At 59.6% G+C, this 21,293-nt stretch carries 18 protein-coding genes, 1 tRNA gene and 1 pseudogene; 11 read left to right on the plus strand and 9 right to left on the minus strand.

Annotation, left to right across the window (positions count from 1 at the left end; all coding sequences use genetic code 11):
- Positions 1-190 precede the first annotated feature (190 nt).
- Positions 191-1,594 carry a Si-specific NAD(P)(+) transhydrogenase gene (sthA, locus tag ACUTJJ_RS09610; protein ID WP_445541997.1) on the plus strand — a complete coding sequence of 468 codons (1,404 nt, stop codon included), beginning with the start codon at positions 191-193 and terminating at the stop codon, positions 1,592-1,594.
- A gap of 246 nt (positions 1,595-1,840) precedes the next feature.
- Here the strand turns inward: sthA and ACUTJJ_RS09615 are convergent, their stop codons facing one another.
- Positions 1,841-2,491, minus strand: coding sequence for a hypothetical protein (locus ACUTJJ_RS09615; protein ID WP_445541998.1), 651 nt, complete (start codon positions 2,489-2,491; stop codon positions 1,841-1,843).
- 437 nt (positions 2,492-2,928) lie between these two features.
- Here ACUTJJ_RS09615 and ACUTJJ_RS09620 point away from each other — a divergent pair, with 437 nt between their 5' ends.
- Complete coding sequence (locus tag ACUTJJ_RS09620) at positions 2,929-3,918, plus strand: carbon-nitrogen hydrolase family protein (protein WP_445541999.1); 990 nt, start codon at positions 2,929-2,931, stop codon at positions 3,916-3,918.
- A 134-nt stretch (positions 3,919-4,052) separates the two neighbouring features.
- On the opposite strand, the gene tig is transcribed toward ACUTJJ_RS09620, so the two are convergent.
- Both tig and ACUTJJ_RS09630 read right to left on the minus strand, forming a co-directional pair.
- On the minus strand, positions 4,053-5,531 hold the full coding sequence (gene tig, locus ACUTJJ_RS09625; RefSeq protein ID WP_296070213.1) for a trigger factor: 1,479 nt from the start codon (positions 5,529-5,531) through the stop codon (positions 4,053-4,055).
- 227 nt (positions 5,532-5,758) lie between these two features.
- Positions 5,759-5,841: transfer RNA gene (locus ACUTJJ_RS09630), tRNA-Leu, on the minus strand.
- A 606-nt stretch (positions 5,842-6,447) separates the two neighbouring features.
- Here ACUTJJ_RS09630 and ACUTJJ_RS09635 point away from each other — a divergent pair.
- From ACUTJJ_RS09635 to ACUTJJ_RS09675, 9 genes are all read left to right on the plus strand, one after another.
- Positions 6,448-6,594: a DUF1127 domain-containing protein gene (locus ACUTJJ_RS09635; protein WP_144574109.1), complete on the plus strand. Its 147-nt coding sequence runs from the start codon at positions 6,448-6,450 to the stop codon at positions 6,592-6,594.
- 449 nt (positions 6,595-7,043) lie between these two features.
- Positions 7,044-7,187: a DUF1127 domain-containing protein gene (locus tag ACUTJJ_RS09640; RefSeq protein WP_003515516.1), complete on the plus strand. Its 144-nt coding sequence runs from the start codon at positions 7,044-7,046 to the stop codon at positions 7,185-7,187.
- 532 nt (positions 7,188-7,719) lie between these two features.
- The gene (trmFO, locus tag ACUTJJ_RS09645) at positions 7,720-9,189 is read left to right on the plus strand and encodes a methylenetetrahydrofolate--tRNA-(uracil(54)-C(5))-methyltransferase (FADH(2)-oxidizing) TrmFO (protein ID WP_209088217.1); all 1,470 of its coding nucleotides are present in this window, start codon (positions 7,720-7,722) and stop codon (positions 9,187-9,189) included.
- A 150-nt stretch (positions 9,190-9,339) separates the two neighbouring features.
- Complete coding sequence (locus ACUTJJ_RS09650) at positions 9,340-10,467, plus strand: S-(hydroxymethyl)glutathione dehydrogenase/class III alcohol dehydrogenase (protein ID WP_003495724.1); 1,128 nt, start codon at positions 9,340-9,342, stop codon at positions 10,465-10,467.
- Positions 10,468-10,773: 306 nt separating this feature from the next.
- Positions 10,774-11,511, plus strand: coding sequence for a hypothetical protein (locus ACUTJJ_RS09655; protein WP_445542007.1), 738 nt, complete (start codon positions 10,774-10,776; stop codon positions 11,509-11,511).
- A 98-nt stretch (positions 11,512-11,609) separates the two neighbouring features.
- Entirely contained in the window at positions 11,610-11,873 is a 264-nt protein-coding gene (locus ACUTJJ_RS09660; protein WP_296070205.1) for an acyl carrier protein, read from the plus strand.
- Positions 11,870-13,402, plus strand: a complete 1,533-nt coding sequence (locus ACUTJJ_RS09665; RefSeq protein WP_445542000.1) for an AMP-binding protein — start codon at positions 11,870-11,872, stop codon at positions 13,400-13,402. Before ACUTJJ_RS09660 ends, ACUTJJ_RS09665 begins: the two co-directional genes overlap by 4 nt.
- A complete protein-coding gene (locus ACUTJJ_RS09670; RefSeq protein WP_445542001.1) occupies positions 13,386-14,666 on the plus strand; it encodes a type III PLP-dependent enzyme in 1,281 nt (426 codons plus the stop codon). The genes ACUTJJ_RS09665 and ACUTJJ_RS09670 overlap by 17 nt, the downstream gene beginning before the upstream one ends.
- A 679-nt stretch (positions 14,667-15,345) precedes the next feature.
- On the plus strand, positions 15,346-16,149 hold the full coding sequence (locus ACUTJJ_RS09675; protein WP_445542002.1) for a helix-turn-helix transcriptional regulator: 804 nt from the start codon (positions 15,346-15,348) through the stop codon (positions 16,147-16,149).
- A gap of 125 nt (positions 16,150-16,274) precedes the next feature.
- On the opposite strand, the gene ACUTJJ_RS09680 is transcribed toward ACUTJJ_RS09675, so the two are convergent.
- The 6 genes and pseudogenes from ACUTJJ_RS09680 to ACUTJJ_RS09705 all read right to left on the minus strand — a co-directional run.
- Positions 16,275-17,432, minus strand: a complete 1,158-nt coding sequence (locus tag ACUTJJ_RS09680) for an aminodeoxychorismate synthase component I (protein ID WP_445542003.1) — start codon at positions 17,430-17,432, stop codon at positions 16,275-16,277.
- A 36-nt stretch (positions 17,433-17,468) separates the two neighbouring features.
- Entirely contained in the window at positions 17,469-18,599 is a 1,131-nt protein-coding gene (tgt, locus tag ACUTJJ_RS09685; RefSeq protein WP_445542004.1) for a tRNA guanosine(34) transglycosylase Tgt, read from the minus strand.
- Positions 18,599-19,699: a tRNA preQ1(34) S-adenosylmethionine ribosyltransferase-isomerase QueA gene (gene queA / locus ACUTJJ_RS09690; RefSeq protein WP_445542005.1), complete on the minus strand. Its 1,101-nt coding sequence runs from the start codon at positions 19,697-19,699 to the stop codon at positions 18,599-18,601. The genes tgt and queA overlap by 1 nt, the downstream gene beginning before the upstream one ends.
- A gap of 244 nt (positions 19,700-19,943) precedes the next feature.
- Positions 19,944-20,453 (minus strand): peptidylprolyl isomerase, encoded by a 510-nt coding sequence (locus tag ACUTJJ_RS09695; RefSeq protein WP_445542006.1) that lies wholly within the window; start codon positions 20,451-20,453, stop codon positions 19,944-19,946.
- 36 nt (positions 20,454-20,489) lie between these two features.
- The gene (locus ACUTJJ_RS09700) at positions 20,490-21,059 is read right to left on the minus strand and encodes a peptidylprolyl isomerase (RefSeq protein ID WP_209088201.1); all 570 of its coding nucleotides are present in this window, start codon (positions 21,057-21,059) and stop codon (positions 20,490-20,492) included.
- A gap of 28 nt (positions 21,060-21,087) precedes the next feature.
- Positions 21,088-21,293, minus strand: a pseudogene (locus tag ACUTJJ_RS09705) (pantetheine-phosphate adenylyltransferase); the annotation flags it as partial.

A 21,293-nucleotide genomic window follows, 5' to 3' on the forward strand; every position in this document is an offset into this window, starting at 1 on the left:
ACTCAGTTACGAATCCGTCAGATTCTTGCGCTACAGATTGACGCAGTCGTTTGTTGCATTGCACTCTGGCGGGCAAGGTAAACGGGGGAATCACTCCCCATCGTCGACACGGCATCACGACCAATTCGCGACCACGCCTTGCCGGATGCGACATCCGGTAATCCTAATGCAGTCTATTCCGGGGTTTTTCATGCACCAGTTCGATCTCATTGTTGTCGGTAGCGGTCCGGCAGGCAGACGGGCCGCCATTCAGGCCGCCAAGCTTGAAAAGAGGGTTCTGGTCATCGAAAAAGGCAGCCGCGTCGGCGGCGTCTCGGTGCATACCGGCACTATTCCCTCCAAGACCCTGCGCGAAACCGCGCTCAATCTGACAGGCTGGCGCGAACGCGGATTTTACGGCCGCGCCTACCGCGTCAAGCAGGAGATCGATGCGGAAGACTTGCGCCGCCGCCTGCTCATCACGCTGGATCACGAGGTGGAGGTCCTGGAGCACCAGTTCGCCCGTAACCGCGTGCAGCACATTCGCGGCACGGCAAGCTTCGTTGATGCCAACACCATGAAGGTGGTGAAAAACGATGGTGAGGTTCTGGAGGTCACCGGAACCTCCATTCTGCTGACCATCGGCACCCGGCCCTACCGCCCGCCGCATATCCCCTTTGATGGCAAAGCGGTGCTCGATTCCGATGAGATCCTCGAAATCAAGGAATTGCCGCGCTCCATGATCGTGGTTGGCGCCGGCGTCATCGGTATCGAATATGCCACCATCTTCAGCGCCCTCGATACGCAGGTAACGGTGGTGGAACCGCGCGAAACCATGCTGGAATTCATCGACAAGGAAATCGTCGAGGATTTCGCCTATCAACTGCGCGACCGCAACATGAAGCTAATCTTCGGCCAGAAGGCGGAGAAGGTGGAACGCGACGAAAGCGGCAAATGTCTTGTCTCGCTCGGCAATGGCCGCGTTCTGAAAGCCGAAACCGTGCTCTTCGCCGCCGGCCGTGTCGGCGCCACCGATACGCTCAACCTTTCGGCCTGTGGGCTGGAGGCCGACAGCCGCGGCCGTCTGAAGGTCAACCCAGAGACCTTCCAGACCTCTATACCGAACATCTATGCCGCCGGGGACATAATCGGTTTCCCAAGCCTCGCCTCCACGTCGATGGAACAGGGCCGCATCGCCGCCCGCCATGCCGTCGGCGCACCCGCCGGCGAACCGCCGCAGTTCTTTCCCTATGGCATCTATGCCGTGCCTGAGATCTCCACCTGCGGTCTGACGGAAGAAGAAGTGATCGAACGCGGCATTCCCTACGAATGCGGCATCGCCCATTTCCGCGAAACCTCGCGTGGCCACATCATGGGTCTCGACAGCGGCCTGTTGAAGATGATCTTTTCTCTGAAAACCCGCCGCCTGCTCGGCGTCCACATCGTCGGAGAAGGCGCCACCGAACTGGTGCATATCGGCCAGGCGGTGCTGAACCTCAAGGGCACGGTGGAATATTTCGTAGAGAATACGTTCAACTATCCCACACTTGCGGAAGCTTACAAGATCGCCGGGCTGGATGCCTGGAACCGCATGGGTGAGATCAAGAAGGATTGAGGTTGCACGGGCGGTGGCGGTTGAGACGGCGACGTCTTTTCGTCGGCCTTTTGAGAAGCATGGCCCCCACCTCGTCATCCCGGCCTTGAGCCGGTATCCAGCGCGCACAAGTCTTTGATCGCAAAAGAGTCTTCACGGCGCATCCGCGCCGTGGCTGGGTGCCGGATCAAGTCGGCATGACGGAGGAAACGCGCTTGTCTTAATCTCGCGGTCCCTGCAAACGCGTGCCACCGCCCGCCCGAACCCTCACCACCGAATACTATACCGCGCACTCACCCCCGGCCGGAAATGATCCGCATAACCCTGATCGAGCGTGCCCCGCAGCGTCAGGTGATCACCCAGCTTCTGCTCGACCGCCACGCCACTGCTGAATTCGTTGAAGCTGTTGCGGCTTGCCCCTGTCAGCACGAAGGCGGTGCCGGTTTCCGCGCGGGACAGGCGCAGAGATTGCGACACATCCAGCCCGTTCCATTGCTGCACGGTTCCGTCATACCGCATGGTGACATTGCGGTTCGCCTCTATATCCAGTTCCGGCGTGACGATGCGCTTCTGCTGCGACGTCACGGAAATGCTGCTCGAACCCGTTAGCGCATTGAAGATGACGCCAACATCGCGGGCAAGCGAAACGCCGGGTAACTGTTCGGCCAGCAACGTGACATTACCCCACAGTCGTACCGGCGTATCCACCAACTGCCCGCCCCTGGACGCGCTCATGCCCATTTCCAGCCCCGCCCGGATCGGCGTATCGACCGGCAGCTTGGCGCCTATGCGCGCCGTGTAGGACAGATCGGAATTCTTGACCGGCTTCCAGATCAACCCGCCTTCCTCGGCATGGGCAGCGGGCACCAGGAAAGCGGAAAGAACAACAAAAAGGGCAAAACCCGTTCGGAGCGACATGATTGTCCCCTGGCAAATTAAGGGCGCACCGGGGGAACCCGGAAAGCACGGCAAAAAGCGTAAGGCCAATGAGCTGGCAGCGATGAGGCCGCAGAGCGGCGCATAATGCCCGAACGACCGCTTGATACGGCCGAGGCAAATCATGCTTCGCAGGGTGCCAGATGAACGGGAGATGAACAAGAGCAGATGCAGCAAAAAATCGTGCTGCACTGCATTGTGATCGATGACCTTGGCGGCCTGTGTCTGCCCTGCCGCTTGACGAATCGGCTGTTCGAATTTGATAGTATTAGCGCGTGGCCTGCGCCTAACCTCCACGACCTTCCCCAGCAGGGTCTTTTAAGGAGGCAAAGGGACTTCTGTCTCAGGCAACTCTCCTCGGTCCGATCGTTTCGGGCAGGTTGCTGGGGAACTGCGTCCGAGACCTGAAAGGCCTGGCAATGACGCAAAATGGCAATCTGAAACGTCGCGTAAGAGCACGCGCCGCCAAAACCGGCGAATCCTATACCGCTGCTCTTCGGCATATTCGCGCAACACCGGATATTTCCTCTAGTAGCGCGATACGGCTAGAGGTCGCCCAGACATCCCTGTGCAACGACCCGCGCGACGTATCGGCCCTGAAGACCTGCGGAAATGAGATACGCAATCTTATGGGCGAGGCTCATAAAGCTGGTGCTCGCATCATACATTTTGGCGAAGGAGCTACATGCTGGCCACATAAACGGATCATGTCAGAGACTGGTCCACGAGAAATCGGTCCATCCGACTGGACGCGCTTTGAATGGGAAACCTTGTATGAAGAATTGGAAACGATCCGAAAACTGGCGCGCAAGCTGAGGCTTTGGACGATTGTCGGTTCGGTCCATCAGCTTACGCCACCTCATAGGCCTTACAACAGCCTCTATGTCATCTCCGAGCGCGGCAAGCTTGTAACCCGTTACGACGAACGCCTGCTGTCGAACACCAAAATCTCGTTCATGTATTCCCCGGGAAGCGTACCGGTGACGTTTGAAATTGATGGCCTCCGTTTCGGTTGCGCGCTTGGCATGGAAGCGCACTACCCGGAGATATTCATGGAATACGAGAGGCTGAACGTCGACTGCGTGTTATTTTCCACCGCAGGCGATGGCCCGTCTAACGGCTCGGCATTTGCCGCCGAGATATTGGGGCATGCCGTAAGCAACACCTATTGGGTCGGCTATTCCACTCTGGCGGCTCACAGCGCAGTTGCTCCCTCGGGAATCGCTGCACCGGATGGCCGATGGGCAGCGCAATGCCCGATGAATGGTTTACCGGCTATCGCCATAGCAGACATTACCATCGATCGTGAAAATCCCGCGGGACCATGGCGGCGAAAAGCCCGGGGCGATCTTTATGCGCCTCATCAGGTGAATAATGATCCCAGAAGCGAGAGCCGGGAGCGATTTTAACACTCGATATCGGCCAGCGGCGCTGTTTGGCTCCGCTGTCCACCGCGCAAAGCGGACCCGACGGCATTGCCCAAACAAAAAGGCCGCAGCTTTCGCCACGGCCTTTCCATTCAATCAGCTTGCGCTGAAGAAGATTATTCGGCGTCGCCTTCAGCGGCCTTCTTCTTGGCCGGAGCCTTCTTCTTCGGAGCGGCTTCTTCGCCTTCAGCGGCGTCGTCAGCCTTGGCGGCAGCCTTTTTCTTGGCGGGCGCCTTCTTCTTGGTTTCCGTGGCTTCCTCGCCGTCGTCAGCCAGCAGCTCTTCCTTGGAAACGGTCTTGTCCGTTACCGAGATTTCGGTGAGCAGCTTGTCGATGACCTTTTCTTCGAAGATCGGAGCGCGCAGCGAAGCGGAAGCGCCGGGGGTGTTGCGGAAGAAATCGAGGATTTCCTTCTGCTGGCCCGGGAACTGCTGCAGCTGCTGGAACAGCGCGCGCTGCATTTCTTCTTCGGTCACTTCGACACCGGCCTTTTCGCCGATTTCGGAGAGAACGAGGCCAAGACGAACGCGACGCTCGGCAAGCTTGCGATATTCTTCGCGGGCTTCTTCTTCCGTGGTGTCTTCGTCAGCAAAGGTCTTCCCGGACTGGGCAAGATCGGTGTTGATCTGGCGCCAGATGTTGTCGAACTCGGCATCAACCAGACCAGCCGGCGTGTCGAACTTGTACATTTCGTCGAGCTGATCGAGAATCTGACGCTTGACCTTCTGGCGGGTCACGTTGCCGTACTGGCTTTCGATCTGGCCCTTGACGATTTCCTTCAGCTTTTCAGCCGATTCGAGACCGAGCTTTTCGGCCAGCTCGTCGTTGATTTCAACCGGAGCAGCGGCAGCAACGTCCTTGACGGTGATGTCGAAGTTGGCTTCCTTGCCGGCGAGGTTCGCAGCCGGGTAATCGGCCGGGAACGTCACGGTGATGGTCTTTTCGTCACCGGCCTTGACGCCAACCAGCTGGTCTTCGAAGCCGGGGATGAAGCGGCCGGAACCGAGAACCAGTTCGGCATCTTCAGCCGCGCCGCCGTCAAAGGCTTCGCCGTCAACCTTGCCGAGATAGTTCATGGTGACGCGGTCGCCTTCAGCGGCCTTGCCCTTCTTGGTCTCGTAAGTACGAGCGCTTTCAGCGATCTTGAGGATCTGCTCATTGATCTCGTCCTCGGTCACTTCCACGACTTCGCGGGTAACCTTGATGCCGTCATTGGCCTTCAGTTCGATGGCCGGAATGATTTCGTAGGCAACGGTGAATTCGAAATCGGATTCGGCCGACAGGATCTTTTCGGCTTCCTGCTCGTCTTCGGTCATGGAGATCGACGGCTGTGTCGCAGACTTCTCACCGCGGCTGGAAAGAATCTCGGTCGGCTTTTCACGAACCAGCTCGTTGACGAGGTCAGCCATGATAGACTTGCCGTACATCTTCTTCAGGTGGCCAACCGGCACCTTGCCGGGACGGAAACCGTTGATGCGAACCTTGTCCTTGGCGTCGACGAGGCGCTCGTCCAGGCGGGCCTTCATGTCGGCGGCCGGAATAACGACCTTCAGTTCGCGCTTCAGCCCTTCAGCGAGCGTTTCGATAACCTGCATTTTCTCAAACCTTCACATCATGGCGGCGGTGCTCAGACAGCCGTTGGTTTACTTTCGAGCACTGCACTGGAACATGGTTCCCGGCCGTGGCTTTCTTAAATCATTACACAAGCAGCTGCCGGACACCGTTCTGCCCGCACCTGAAAAGCTAGAGGGACACCCCCAAAGCCCGCGCATCTTCTAAAGATGCACTCTGGCGCAAGCGTGGCACAGCCATGCCTTGCTTGTGGTGCGGGTAGAGAGACTCGAACTCCCACGCCGAAGCGTTGGTACCTAAAACCAATGCGTCTACCAATTCCGCCATACCCGCACGTTGGGCGGCGGTATGTCACAATGTTCAGGAAGGGTCAAGCACGCCGTTCTCCTGCTTTTATTTCCTCCGGGTTTTTCTTGATGCGCCGGGCGAAGATGGCAATGCCGTGCCGCTTCCGATGAACGCCTGCGGCAACGAAAAGCATCGAGGCGACGCCAGGGCGGCGGGCGATTCCATTCGAAAACGACGCATAGAAGATTTGGACGCCGCTGCACCTCGGGTGCCCGGCCGAGACGGGACACAATACGGGTCGGAGGGCTGACATTATATATGGCGTCTGCGTGGGGTAATTTTCTGCAGCGTCGCTCCCGACGCAGACGCCTCTTGCGCCGCCAAGGGAGCCCCGCCTGAATCTGCAAGGCGCGATTACCTAACCGCCACCAAACCCCCATAAAATGGTCACAAATGATGCATGAATCGCCGCGATCCGGCGAACATCGCGGCTTGCCCTGCGTTCCGCGCATAGGTGGCATCTTGCTTTGTCTGTTTTTGTTTCGATTAAACCGATTATATTCATGGTCATACAGAGATCAGTTCAGCCCCGGACCATAATCCTCCCAAGACTGGCCGTTGAGACTGAACCGCACGAAGAGGAAGATGAAAATGAACATTGCACGCTCGCTTACCAACTGGCGCAAATACCGTCAGACCGTTACCGAACTTGGCCGCATGAGCGACCGCGAACTGAATGACCTCGGCATCGGCCGTCAGGACATCCGCCGCGTCGCCAAGTCTGCCGTCGGCTTCTAATAATGTCGCCTCCGCCGCTTATGCGGCGGATGGCAGATAGACGACCCAAAAGGCCTGAGGCTCCCGCCTCCGGCCTTTTTTCGTTTGGGCCACAAGAAACTGTAGCGACCGCCGAAGCTTGGGTGACATTGCAAAACTGCATCGGTGCCCAGGCCATCGATCCGGCATCGGGCGACCGCCTCAACCGGCCCTTGATGCGGCAACGCTTTCCTATAACTGCACAACCCCTCATACGCGCCCGAAATGCAGGCATCTCCGCTCATATTTTGTTCAGATGCCATCTCAAGCCGCAAATTTAGCCGACATAGTGCACAAATGCATGGCAGTCGCTTAAATTCTGCACTGCACAACATGGCTTCATGTCTATATATAAACCTCAACAGCCGAGAGCACAGAGAAACCGCTGAGCCGGCCGACGAAATCAACAGAGATAGATTGAGGAAACGACCATGAACCCCATCCGCATCGCAAAGAACTGGATCTCCTACCGCCGCACGATCAACGAACTCGGCAGCCTGTCCAACCAGGCGCTCAGCGACATCGGCCTGACACGTTACGACATCCGTAACGTTGCTTCCCGTTCGTTCCGCTAAGGCGTAAACGATCGTCCCGCTGCCCGACCTCCAGGGCGCGACGATTGAGCGACAGGTAAAAGAAAGCGGCGCCTCTGGCGCCGTTTTTGATTCTGGGGTTTGGGCTGGAGTTCGGCCTTCAACATCGCCCAGCGTTGAGAATCACGAGGAAGGCCGCGGCATCGCCTTATGCGCCTTCTCCCCGCCGGGGAGAAGGTGGCCCGAAGGGTCGGATGAAGGGGGCAAGCTCTCCGCAAACCACTACCCTCGCCCCCTCATCCCGCTGCCGCGGACTTCTCCCCGGCGGGGAGAAGAAACAAACGGCGCCAGCTCGCTCCCATAAACGAGCGCTTCGGGCTTCGGCCTCATCGTAAAGCTCAACTGCCGCGGTAAAGCTCAACTGCCGCGGCCACTGACTACCGAACCAAAAACATTTGGCGGCTCCGGCCATGCATGCTAGTGCATCGGCAACATGCAGCGTCCTTCGGGACCCGTGCTGAACACTCACTCGAATGACAGCCGCCGCACGGGAGCCTCTGCCCCGCGGTCGCCTATGGACATCGACATGCAGGACAAGACCCTTTCTCCCATTCACGTCGTCGGCGGAGGACTGGCCGGCTCGGAAGCCGCATGGCAGATTGCCGAAAGCGGTGTCCCCGTCATTCTGCATGAAATGCGCGGCGTGCGCGGCACGGACGCGCATAAGGGCGATACGCTGGCGGAACTGGTCTGTTCCAACTCCTTCCGCTCCGACGATGCGACGGCAAATGCGGTCGGTGTCATTCATGCGGAAATGCGGCTTGCCGGCTCGCTGATAATGGCCTGCGCCGATAGACACCAGGTGCCCGCCGGCGGCGCGCTTGCCGTCGACCGCGACGGGTTTTCCGAAGCCGTGACGAAAAAGCTGGAAGGTCACCCGCTGGTGACGATCATTCGCGAGGAGGTGAACGGCCTGCCGCCGAAGGAATGGGGCAACACCATCATTGCGACCGGTCCCCTCACCTCGCCGGATCTTGCCGCCGCCATCCAGGCCGAGACGGGTGAGGATGCGCTCGCCTTCTTCGACGCCATCGCCCCTATCGTGCATCGCGACAGCATCAACATGGATATCTGCTGGTACCAGTCGCGTTACGACAAGGTCGGTCCCGGTGGCACGGGCAAGGATTATATCAACTGCCCGCTGGATGAGCAGCAATACAATGCCTTCATCGACGCGCTGATTGCGGGTGATACCGTCGGTTTCAAGGAATGGGAAGGCACGCCCTATTTTGATGGCTGCCTGCCGATCGAGATCATGGCCGAGCGGGGTCGTGAGACATTGCGCCACGGGCCGATGAAGCCGATGGGTCTGACCAACGCCCATAATCCAACCGTCAAGGCCTATGCCGTGGTGCAGCTGCGTCAGGACAATGCGCTTGGCACGCTCTACAACATGGTGGGTTTTCAGACGAAGCTGAAATACGGCGTTCAGGCGGATGTGTTCCGCATGATCCCGGGTCTTGAAAACGCGGAATTTGCGCGCCTCGGCGGCCTGCATCGCAACACCTACATCGATTCCCCAATCCTGCTCGACCGCTCGCTGAGGCTGAAATCCCGCCCGGACCTGCGTTTCGCCGGCCAGATCACCGGCTGCGAGGGTTATGTCGAAAGCGCCTCTGTGGGGCTGCTTGCCGGCCGCTTCGCCGCCGCCGAACAGAAGGGCGAGGCGCCGAGCCTTCCGCCTTCGACCACCGCCCTCGGTTCGCTGCTCAACCACATCACCGGCGGCCACCTCTCCTCCGATGATGAGCCGGGCAAACGCTCCTTCCAGCCGATGAACATCAATTTCGGCCTGTTCCCGGAACTCGCGCCGGGCTCAATCGTCAAACCCGAGGGCGTCAAGCGCTTCCGCGGCAAGGACAAGACGATCATGAAACGCCAGCTGATTGCGGCGCGGGCCTTGAAGGACTGCGCGGCGTGGCTCGGCGTGGAACACATCGCAATGGAAGTCGCAACAGAACAAGAGAGCGACGCAACGCCATAGGCCTTCCTCTTGTCTATCAGCCAGAATAAAGGGGCGTGTGTCCGCACACGCCCTTTTTCCATTCCGGGTCACCGGATTTTGCCTTGCCCGGCCAGCCGCGCTCGGGCAAAACCTTTCTACTTTGATATTAAAAGACTGAGGAGATCGAATATGGACGTTCGCGCCGCCGTTGCCATTCAGGCAGGAAAACCGCTCGAGGTCATGACCGTTCAGCTTGAAGGTCCCCGCGCCGGTGAAGTGCTGATCGAAGTCAAGGCCACCGGCATCTGCCACACCGACGATTTCACCCTGTCTGGCGCTGACCCGGAAGGCCTTTTCCCGGCAATCCTCGGCCATGAAGGTGCGGGCATCGTCGTTGATGTCGGACCCGGCGTTACCTCTGTCAAGAAGGGCGACCATGTCATTCCGCTCTACACGCCGGAATGCCGCGAATGCTACTCCTGCACCTCGCGCAAGACCAATCTGTGCACCTCCATCCGCGCCACGCAAGGCCAGGGCGTGATGCCTGACGGCACCTCGCGCTTCTCGATCGGCAAGGACAAGATTCACCACTATATGGGCTGCTCGACCTTCTCCAACTACACCGTCCTGCCGGAAATTGCGCTCGCCAAGATCAACCCCGACGCGCCTTTCGACAAGGTCTGCTATATCGGCTGCGGCGTGACGACCGGTATCGGCGCCGTCATCAACACCGCAAAGGTCGAGATCGGCTCCACGGCGATCGTCTTTGGTCTCGGCGGCATCGGCCTCAACGTGCTGCAAGGCCTGCGCCTTGCCGGCGCCGACATGATCATTGGCGTCGATATCAATCCGGACCGCAAGGCCTGGGGCGAAAAGTTCGGCATGACCCACTTCGTCAATCCGAAGGAAGTCGGCGACGATATCGTGCCTTATCTCGTCAACATGACGAAGCGGAACGGCGACCTGATCGGCGGCGCCGATTACACCTTCGACTGCACCGGCAATACCAAGGTCATGCGCCAGGCGCTGGAAGCCTCGCATCGCGGCTGGGGCAAGTCGGTCATCATCGGCGTGGCCGGTGCGGGCCAGGAGATCTCGACACGTCCGTTCCAGCTGGTCACGGGCCGCAACTGGATGGGCACCGCCTTTGGCGGCGCGCGCGGCCGCACGGATGTGCCGAAGATCGTCGACTGGTACATGGAAGGTAAGATCCAGATCGACCCGATGATTACTCACACCATGCCGCTCGAAGACATCAACAAGGGCTTCGACCTGATGCACAAGGGTGAAAGCATTCGCGGCGTCGTCGTCTATTGATAGCAGCAGGCGGGCGCGCGGCTTGTAACGGCGCGCCCTCCCTTCATGCACCAGCGTTTCATGCACCAGCCGTTCATGCAAACGTGATTGCCTGCAGCCACTGCGATTAACCGGGCAGTAAATCTATCGTCGTAAGCCGATGCTACGCGGTAGAGTTGAAAATCTCTCCTGCGCCCACAAAGGACGCAAGACCAGCGGAGAGCAACCCTGAACATCGTACCGATCGACAACGGAAACCGGGTCAGTGCCGTCGCCCTGTTGGCGAAAGGTTTTCCGGCAAAAACCGAAGCCATCTGGTCCCGCGGCCTGTCGCTCATCAGTGACCATCACGATCGACGCGGCCTTGGCCCGATCGGCCAATTGCTGATGAAAGGCGATGACGCCGTGGGCGTGCTTCTGACGATCAAAAGCCGCCTGACCGATACCGGCAAAATCGTCGTCAACTTCTCCAGCTGGTATGTGGAGCCGTCCTGCCGCTGGTTTGCGCCGCGCATGCTGCAAATGGCCGCCTCCAACGCGGACGACATCTTCACCGATCTCACCCCTTCCGCCGAGGCCCACAGGCTCAACGAGCGACTGGGATTTGCGACGGTGAGCGACTGCACGCTTTTTTATCCGCTGCCGATTACGGCGCTTCGCCCGGCAAGTGCAAGGTTGCGTCCGCCTGCCGACATCGGGCCGGAAGCCCTCCCCGCCGAAACACGGGACATGCTGGATGACCATGCCGGTCTAGGCTGCATCGTCGCCGTGATGGAAGCGGAAAACCGCCACTACCCTCTCGTCTTCCTGAAAACAACAACCAAAGGCCTGCCCTCCGCGCGCCTTATCCATTGCGAGGACCGCAAAGTTGCGCAACGGCATCTTCCTGCGATCGCGCGCCATCTCCTTCGCCATGGCCGGCTGGCGCTGACGATGGCGGGCCTCTCAGGCGAAAAAACTGCCAGGCTTTCCGCCTCCAAATCCGCGCCGATACAAGTAAAAGGCGCATGGAACCCACTTTTTATTAACGAAACATACTCAGAATTGGTGTTATTGCCACCTTAAGTAACTCATCGAACCCGTTACCGTGATGCGCTGTTCTGGCCCTTCATCGCAAAAGCCAATCGGCCGCGGCAACGAAAGACCAACGTCGGAGAAGAAGCGTGCAGACAGCAAAAAAGAACGACATAGATGTTGCTGATACCATCTATTCCTACCTCTGCGACCGCTTCCCCGCTCACGCGCCTTTTTCATCGGACACGGCACTGCTCGACGGCGGCGTCATCGATTCGCTCGGCTTCCTCGAACTGATGGTCTTCCTCGGCGAAGGCTTCGGCATCATTCTGAATGACGAGCATTTCACGCCTGAGAATCTCGCCACGCCGGGCGATCTCGTCGCCTTCGTCCTCAGGGAACGGAGGAGATGACATCCCCTTTCCTGCTGCACCACCTTCTTGACGCGCGCGCAGCAAGCGAAGACCAAGCTGTCGTCCGCAAGGACCGATCGCTGACCTACCGCGAATTTGCCGCAGTGGCGGCGCGCTGTGCTTCTGCATTGCAGCACGCCGGCCTGCAACGCGGCGACCGGGTCGTCATCTTTCTGCCACGCGGCATCGAGGAATGCTGGTCGATCTTCGGCATCAGCATGGCCTGTGGCGTCTTCGTGCCCGTCAACGCGCTTTTGAAGGCGCAGCAGGTCCGCCACATCATCAGGGATTGCGGCGCAAAGATCGTTATCAGCGACGCCTCGATGATGAACGAGCTGACGGCGGCGCTCACCGAGTTACCCGATGTCACGGTCCTTCCCGCGGAAGAGATTGCCGCCGGCACCGCCGCGCCTGCCGGGCCGTCTGCGGCCATCGGCGAAGACCTTGCCGCCATTCTTTATACCTCCGGCTCCACCGGCTCGCCGAAGGGCGTGATGCTGTCGCACCGCAATCTTCTCGCCGGTACCCGCATCGTGCGCACCTATCTCGACATCACCGGCCGCGACCGTATCCTGTCCCTCCTGCCCTTCAGCTTCGATTACGGTCTGAACCAGTTGCTGACCGCGGTGGAACAGGGGGCGACCACGATCATTTCCAGCTTCCGGCTGGGCGATGAGATCGTCCGCGATCTGCGCGACTATGCCATCACCGGGCTTGCCGGCGTGCCGACCATCTGGGCGATCCTGACGAGGGCGGCTGCGTCGCTCGCAAAGACGCCTCTGCCGCATCTGCGCTACATCACCAATTCCGGCGGACGCGTGCCGCAGGAAACCGTCAAGGCGCTGCGCGAAAAACTGCCGGACACGAAAATCTACCTGATGTATGGGCTGACAGAAGCCTTCCGCTCTACTTTCCTGCCGCCTGAGGAAATCGACAGGCGCCCGACTTCAATCGGCAAGGCCATTCCCGAATGTGAAATCTTCATCGTCACCGACAAGGGACAGAGGGCAAAACCGGGCGAACCCGGCATTCTCGTTCATCGCGGACCGACCGTTTCGCTCGGTTACTGGAACCGGCCGGAAGACACGGCGAAGGTGTTGCGGCCTCATCCCTTCCTGGCCGCAGAGCTCGGGGGCGAGACCGTGTGTTATTCCGGCGATCTCGCGGTGGAGGACGAGGACGGCTTCTTCAGCTTCGTTGCCCGGGATGACGCAATGATCAAATCGTCAGGTTATCGCATCAGCCCGACCGAAGTCGAAGAGAGCCTGATGTCGACGGGGCTGTTCCAGCAGGTTGCCGTCATCGGCCTGCCCGATCCCTTTGCCGGCGAAAGGGTGCATGCCGTGGCGACCGCCGCCACCCAGACTGTGGACATCCTGGCAGCACTGAAAAAAGCCGCCGAGGTCCTTGCCCCCTTCATGATTCCCCGCGCCATAGAACTGGTCGAGCAGCTGCCGGTCACAGCCAATGGCAAGGTCGATTATCGCGCGCTGGTGCGCGAACGGACGGATAATGGCACCAACGGATAAAAGCCAGAGCCACGGCCCAGCCTTCGCGGCCGCGCAATTCGGTATCAGCGGCAACGATCTCATGATCGGCGGACAGGCGGTAAGGGAGATTGCCGCCAGGACCGGCACACCGTGCTTCCTTTATGACGCCAGCGCCATGCGTCGCGCCTATCGCGATCTTAAAGAAGCACTCGGCGGCTTTGCCGACATTTATTATTCGGTGAAGGCCAACCCCCTGCCTGCCATCATCTCGCTGTTCCGGCAGGAAGGCGCGGGTGCTGAAATCGCCTCCGTCGGAGAATACCGCGCCGCGATCAGGGCCGGTGTCGCACCTGCAAAAATTATCTTCGCCGGTCCCGGCAAAGGCACAGAAGAGCTACGCGACGTGATCGAGGGCGGCATCGGTGAAATCCACATCGAGAGCGCCGAGGAAATCGCCCGGATCGAAGCGATCGGAAAGCCCGTCAAGGCTTCGATCCGCATCAACCCGGTGCCGGATGCCCAGGCCGGCGCCATGCGCATGGGCGGCAAGGCTACCGCCTTTGGTTTCGACGAGGAAGAGCTCGAAAATGTGCTGCAGCTCTTCAGCCACACCCATATCGACCTCGTCGGCGTGCATATTTACGGCGGCACGCAGATCCTCGATGCCGACATGCTTGTCTCCCAATGGAGACACGCCATCCTGCTAGCGGCGCGCATGGCCGGCATCCTGGGCAAACCGCTCGAAACCATCGATCTCGGCGGGGGCCTCGGCATCCCCTATTTCGCCGGCGAAACGCCGCTCGACCTCGCGGCTGTCGGCGCTGCCATCCCAGACCTCAGGGCGCTCGTTCAATCGTATCCGCTGATTGCAGATGCCCATATCATCGTTGAACCCGGACGCTTCCTCGCAGGCCCGGCCGGCCTCTATGTGACGGAAGTGAACTCGGTAAAGACATCGCGGGGCACGACGTTCGCGGTCACAAATGGCGGGATGCACCACCACCTCGCCGCGTCGGGCAATCTCGGCCAGATCGTCAAGCGCAACTACCCGATCGTCGCACCGGCCATGATGCAGGCGGCGTATGAGGAGACGGTAACCATCGTCGGCCCGCTCTGCACGCCACTCGATACACTGGCCCGAAACGCCGCCGTACCGAGCCTCAAAGCCGGCGACCTCATCGCCATCCTGCAATCCGGCGCCTACGGCGCCAGCGCCAGCCCCACCGGCTTCCTCAGCCATCCGGCTGCAACCGAGGTGCTGGTGGAGGATGGAGCGTTCGAGGCGATTGGGGCCTGCGGTTGAACACCATCCGGTCCGCCCGGCGTTCGTCCACATGACTTACTCTACTACAAACCGGAAATTAATAAAATCGACGTCGTGACTATAAAAAACAGGCCTGCAACTATCAGACATGTGGCGACGAATAAATTCGATCTGATATTTCTCATATTTTTCTTGATTTTATATTACGCTTGAAGATTCAGGGAATTTCAGGAACTGCGCGGTTGTCTGCATAATGCAAATCGGAAGCTCAGAAACGTGTGAGGATAGACATGGAATTTAAGAATACTTAACCACATATTCTCTGAGATTACCTTATTTAACGTTTGCGTTCTCCAAGTCCTCCAAATGGAGTACGTAACGAATGACTAGAAATTCAAAAAACTATTGATGTTGTCTTTTATTATTGGTGGTTGATTTGTCCGCTTTTTGGGAAAGCGATCATCTCGGAAAATGTCTCTCGGAAGCGGCCCTCGGTCACCGGACGTGGCAATCCGCACTTGACGACCTGTGCGGCCAGGCGGGCGCGACGGGGGCAGTCTTTCTGCCCCTTAAGGGAACAGCTGCGTCGCTGCCTGCGAGTTCGGGGTGTCAGGAGATTGCCCACCGCTACGTCCAACAGAGCTGGCACAAGATTGATGCACGCTCGCCCTCGATCCCGATAATCCAGCAAAGGGGATTTGCGACGGATTTGGATTTCATGACGCCGGAGCAAATCGAACGGAACCCCTACTACCAGGAAAATCTCCGTTCCTTCGGTCTCAAGTGGTTCGTCGCATTACGAATTGAGGGATTCGCGCGCGAATGGACGCTCTCACTCCACCGGTCCGCGACGGAGGGGCCTTTTCAGGAAGCGGAGATCAAGCGCCTCTTACGCCTCTCCCCTGATCTCTCGAGCGCTGTCGCTCTCAGTCTCGATGTGGCCTCCTGCGCGTCCAATGCCGCTTTCGAAGCGTTTTCGCTGGGCGGGAAAGCCGTCGTGATGCTGGATCGTTTTGGTGGCGTCATCCGCGTGACCGGCGCAGCTGACCGGTTGTTCGACGACGATCTTCGCATCCGAAGCAACCGGATCTTTTCGACATGCAGGCAGTCCATGGCGCGGCTTGAACAGGCCATTCATCGCGCATGCACACAACCGGGAGAGTGCATGAACAGTCCAGTCTTGTTGAGGAGGCCCAACTCGACCCCTATCGTCGCCCATGTTTCTCCCGCGCACGGCATTGCAAAGGACGTGTTCTCCTCATGCCAGACCTACGTCATCCTAGTCGACCCCTATCAGAGAAGCACACCCGCGGAAGGCACGCTGCAGGCGCTTTTCGGCCTGACCCGCACTGAAGAAGCCCTGGCAACCAGGCTGTCACACGGCCAATCGTTGCGCGATATCGCAACCACCATGGCGATCTCCTACGAGACGGCAAGAACCCATATCCGCCGGATTTTCTCCAAAATCGGCGTCAATGACCAAGCCGACCTTATCGCGTTTCTGTCGCACTTCGATATCTAGACCGTTTCCGGTGATCACAGGACCACCGAGAATGCTCCATTCTTTTGTTTTTGCCGGATTGTCCGACGCCAAAGCAAACACGCTTCGGCTGAAATTACTCTATGAATGAGAGAGAACCTTCGCGGTCACTCCCGCAGCAGCCGGTTCCCGACCGCGAATTTGGATTTCAGCAAGCACTCGTCATATTCCGCCTCGCCGACGGAATCGAAGACGATGCCGCCGCCGACGTTGAAGGTGGCGCGGCCGTCATCGAAAAGCGTCATCGTTCGGATCGCCACGGAGAACCGCATCTCACCGCTCGGCGATATCACGCCGATGGCGCCGCAATAGGCGTCGCGTGGGGTGGCTTCCAGGTCCCGTAGGATTTTCATGGCCCACATTTTGGGCGCGCCGGTGACCGAGCCGCAGGGAAACAAGGCGGCGAAGATGTCTTCCACCGTCACATCAGGCAGAAGCTTCGCCCTGACGTGGCTGACCATCTGGTGCACCGTTGGATAAGTCTCGATATCGAACAGGCGCGGCACGTGCAGGCTGCCGACCTCGGTGATGCGCGAAATATCGTTGCGCAGCAGATCGACAATCATGCGGTTCTCGGCGAGCGTCTTTTCATCGGCAAGCATCGCCGCGATGATCGCCCGGTCCTCTTCCGCATCCGCCCCGCGTGGCGTCGTTCCCTTCATGGGATGGGTTTCGATGAACCCCTGCCCGTCAACCGAGAAAAACAGTTCCGGTGAGCGCGACAGGATGACCGGGCCGCCAAGATCGACAAGCGCGCCGTATTTCACCGGCTGCCGTTCGATCAGCGACCAGAAGGCGGTCAGCGGATCGCCGCTCCAGCGGGCATGAGCGGGCATGGTCAGATTGCCCTGATAGCAGTCGCCGCGGCGCAGATGGTTGTGCAACTGCTCGAAACGCTGCTGATATTCGGGAAGCGTCCATGCCGGTACCGGATCGGTGAGAAACGCGTCCGCGTCCGGAACCTCGTCAGGCCGCGCAAAGCGGCCTTCATACGGCTGCGGGCCGGAGAAGACGCCGAAATTCAGGAACGGCACATTGCGGGGTTCCGTCGCAAAGGGCGCAAGTTTTGGTTCGAACAGGAAGCCGGCCTCGTAGGACATATAGCCAGCTAAATATTTTCCGGCACGGCGCAGTTCTTCCATGCGCTTCAGCGCGGCAAAAAATGCCTCTGGCTCATCTGCGACGATGATTTCCTCCGGCTCGGTGAAGGCTGTCACCGTGCCGGTCGTGTCATCCCGGAAAAGAACGTAAGGCGCGTGTGCCAAGGAAAGTGTCCGAAACAGGAGAAAGGGCGGTAAGGGTCAAACCGGGTCTATATCGCCGCGCGCCCACATCTCGATCGTTTCCGCATAAAAATCGGCGAAACGGCCTTCCTCGATCGACTTGCGGATACCCTGCATCAGCTCCTGATAATAGGCAAGATTGTGCCAGGATAGCAGCATGCCGCCCAGCGCCTCGTTGGCGCGCACGAGGTGATGCAGATAGGCGCGGGAATAGTCGCGCGAGGCCGGGCAGTTGGATTGTTCGTCCAGCGGGCGCATATCTTCGGCATGGCGGGCATTGCGGATATTGACCTTGCCGCGGCGGGTAAAGGCCAGCCCGTGGCGGCCGGAGCGGGTCGGCATCACGCAGTCGAACATGTCGATGCCGCGCGCCACCGATTTCAGGATATCGTCAGGCGTGCCGACGCCCATCAGGTAACGCGGCTTCTCGGTGGGCAGCACCGGCAGGGTGATATCGAGCATGCCGAGCATCACATCCTGCGGCTCGCCGACGGCAAGACCGCCAACGGCGTACCCTTTGAGATCAAGCTCTTTCAACCCTTCGGCGGAACGAATGCGCAGGTCCGGCTGGTCGCCGCCCTGCACGATGCCGAACATGGCCTTGCCCGGCTGTTCGCCAAAAGCGACGCGGCAGCGTTCCGCCCAGCGCAGCGACATCTCCATGGCGCGCTCGATTTCCTTGCGCTCAGCCGGCAGCGCGATGCACTCATCAAGCTGCATCTGGATGTCGGAATCCAGCAGTCCCTGAATCTCGATCGAGCGTTCCGGCGACATGTGATGCAGCGAACCGTCCACATGGCTCTTGAAGGTCACGCCCTTCTCGTCCAGCTTGCGCAGGCCGGACAGCGACATGACCTGAAAACCGCCGCTATCGGTGAGGATCGGGTGCGGCCAGCGGATAAGCTCATGCAGACCACCAAGGCGGGCGACACGCTCCGGACCGGGCCGCAGCATCAGGTGATAGGTATTGCCGAGAATGATATCGGCCCCCAGCTCGCGCACCTGATCGAGATACATGGCCTTGACGGTGCCGACAGTGCCGACCGGCATGAAGGCGGGCGTGCGGATGACGCCGCGCGGCATGGCGACTTCGCCGAGACGCGCGCCGCCACTCGTGGCTTTCAGGGTGAAAACGAATTTGTCGTGCATCAGTTTTTCCGGAACAACAGGCTGGAATCGCCATAGGAATAGAAGCGGTATCCCGTTTCGATCGCGTGCTTATATGCGTCACGCATCGTTTCGAGACCGCAGAAAGCCGAAACGAGCATGAACAGCGTCGATTTCGGCAGGTGGAAATTGGTCATCAGCATATCGACCGCGCGGAAGCGATAACCGGGCGTGATGAAGATGCCGGTTGCGTCGGACCACGGCTGGATGGTGCAATCCTCGGCAGCAGCACTTTCGATCAGGCGCAGCGACGTCGTGCCAACACAGACAATGCGCCCGCCCCGCGCCTTCACCGCATTCAGCCGGTCAGCGGTTTCCTGTGAGACGTGGCCGATTTCGAAATGCATCTTGTGATCGTCGGTATCATCAGCCTTGACCGGCAGGAAGGTGCCTGCCCCAACGTGAAGTGTGACGAAATGCCGCTCGATACCGGCTTTGTCGAGCGCGGCAAACAGCTCCGGCGTGAAATGCAGGCCGGCAGTCGGCGCGGCAACGGCGCCCTTCTCGCGGGCATAGATGGTCTGGTAGTCGGTCTGGTCCCGCACATCTTCCGGCCGCTTGGCCGCGATATAGGGCGGCAGGGGAATATGGCCGACGGCGGCAATCGCCTCGTCCAGAACGGGGCCGGACACGTCGAACAGCAGCGTTATTTCACCGTCCTCACCCTTTTCCTCGACGGTGGCTTCGAGATGGGCAAGGCCGCAGGCCCCGCTGGAGGAATTAACAACGTCGCGCCCGTAACCGAAACGGATGCGGTCACCCTGCTTGATGCGCTTGCCGGGACGGGCGAAAGCCTTCCAGCGGGACTGATCGGTACGCATGTGCAGTGTGGCGGAAACCGCCGTCTCCGGCGCACCTTCGCGCAGGCGCACGCCTTCCAGTTGGGCGGGAATGACGCGGGTATCGTTGAAGACAAGCGCATCGCCGGGCCGCAGAAAGGACGGCAGGTCGAAGACGCGATGGTCCTCCATGCGATTTTCATTCGGATCGACCACCAGAAGGCGCGCGCTATCGCGCGGGTTCGCCGGGCGAAGGGCGATATTTTCCTCGGGCAGGTCGAAATCGAACAGGTCTACACGCATTGCAAGGGCTCTCGAAAATATCAAAACCCGCCTCGCAGCAAACTGCCGGCGGGTCGTTGTTGGTGAAGGGACCTCCTCCCCTCGACGTCATCCTCGGGCTTGACCCGAGGATCTAACCACGTTGCCGTCGGGGATCGTTAGATCCTCGGGACAAGCCCGAGGATGACGGCGGAGAGGTTTTGACACCGTCTCAACATTCGAACCGCCCCGCAGTCGCCTGCGGAGCGGTGTGATGCAGTATTCCTCAAGCCGCCGAAGCGAGCTTCATCGAAACGATCGAATCGGGATCCTTCACAGGCTCGCCGCGCTTGACCTTGTCGATGGCTTCCATGCCGTCGATGACCTGGCCCCAGACGGTGTACTGCTTGTTGAGCCACGGGGAATCCGTGAAGCAGATGAAGAACTGCGAGTTGGCGGAGTTCGGGTTCTGCGAACGGGCCATGGAGCAGGTGCCGCGCACATGCGGAATGGCGGAAAATTCAGCCTTCAGGTCTTCCTTTTCAGAACCGCCCATGCCGGCGCGGGCCGGGTTGAAGCTTTCCGAACCCTTCTTGCCGAACTTCACGTCGCCAGTCTGGGCCATGAAGTCTTCGATGACGCGGTGGAAAACGACGCCGTCATAAGCGCCTTCCGATACCAGTTCCTTGATGCGGGCAACGTGGCCAGGCGCAACTTCCGGAAGCAGCTGGATCACGACCTTGCCGGTCGTCGTTTCCATGATGATGGTGTTTTCCGGATCCTTGATCTCGGCCATGGTCATTCTCCTCTGTTCGGGCTCTATTGCCCTACCTTACTTCTTGCCGACGGTGACCTTGATCATCCGGTCGGGGTTGGAAACTTCGCCGTTGCCGCCGGCGCCGCGCTTGATCTTGTCCACGGCTTCCATGCCGGACACGACCTTGCCGACCACGGTGTACTGGCCGTTCAGGAACGGACCGTCGGCAAACATGATGAAGAACTGCGAATTGGCGGAATTCGGATCGCTGGAACGGGCCATGCCGACAGTTCCGCGCGTGAAGGGCTTCTTGGAGAATTCTGCCGGAATATCAGGCATGTCGGAACCGCCGGTTCCGGCGCGCTGGGCGTTGAAGCCCTTCTCCATGTTACCGTACTGGACGTCGCCGGTCTGTGCCATGAAACCGTCGATAACGCGGTGGAAAGCCACGTTGTCATAAGCGCCCTTCTTGGCCAGCGCCTCGATCTGCGCCACGTGCTTGGGCGCAACATCGGGCGCTAGCTCGATGACAACAGGGCCGTCCTTCAGCTGGATGGTCAGAAGTTCGGCGGCCGAAGCGATGGTGCTGGCGGCAAGCGCACCGGCAAACAGGGCGCCGGCAAAGGCAAATCGAACGAGTTTCATCGGATTGGCTCCAAATGTAAGGCTGAAGTCAGCGCTTCAGCTTGGCGTTAAGGGCTTCAAGCACGGCTTTCGGCACGAAGGCTTCGACATTGCCGCCCATGGCGGCGATCTGCCGGACCAATGTGGCTGTAATGGGTCGCGACGAGGTGCCTGCCGGCAGGAACACGGTCTGAATATCGGGCGCCATCTGGCGGTTCATGCCGGCCATCTGCATCTCATAGTCGAGATCGGTGC

Source organism: Agrobacterium sp. DKPNP3 (assembly GCF_052686535.1).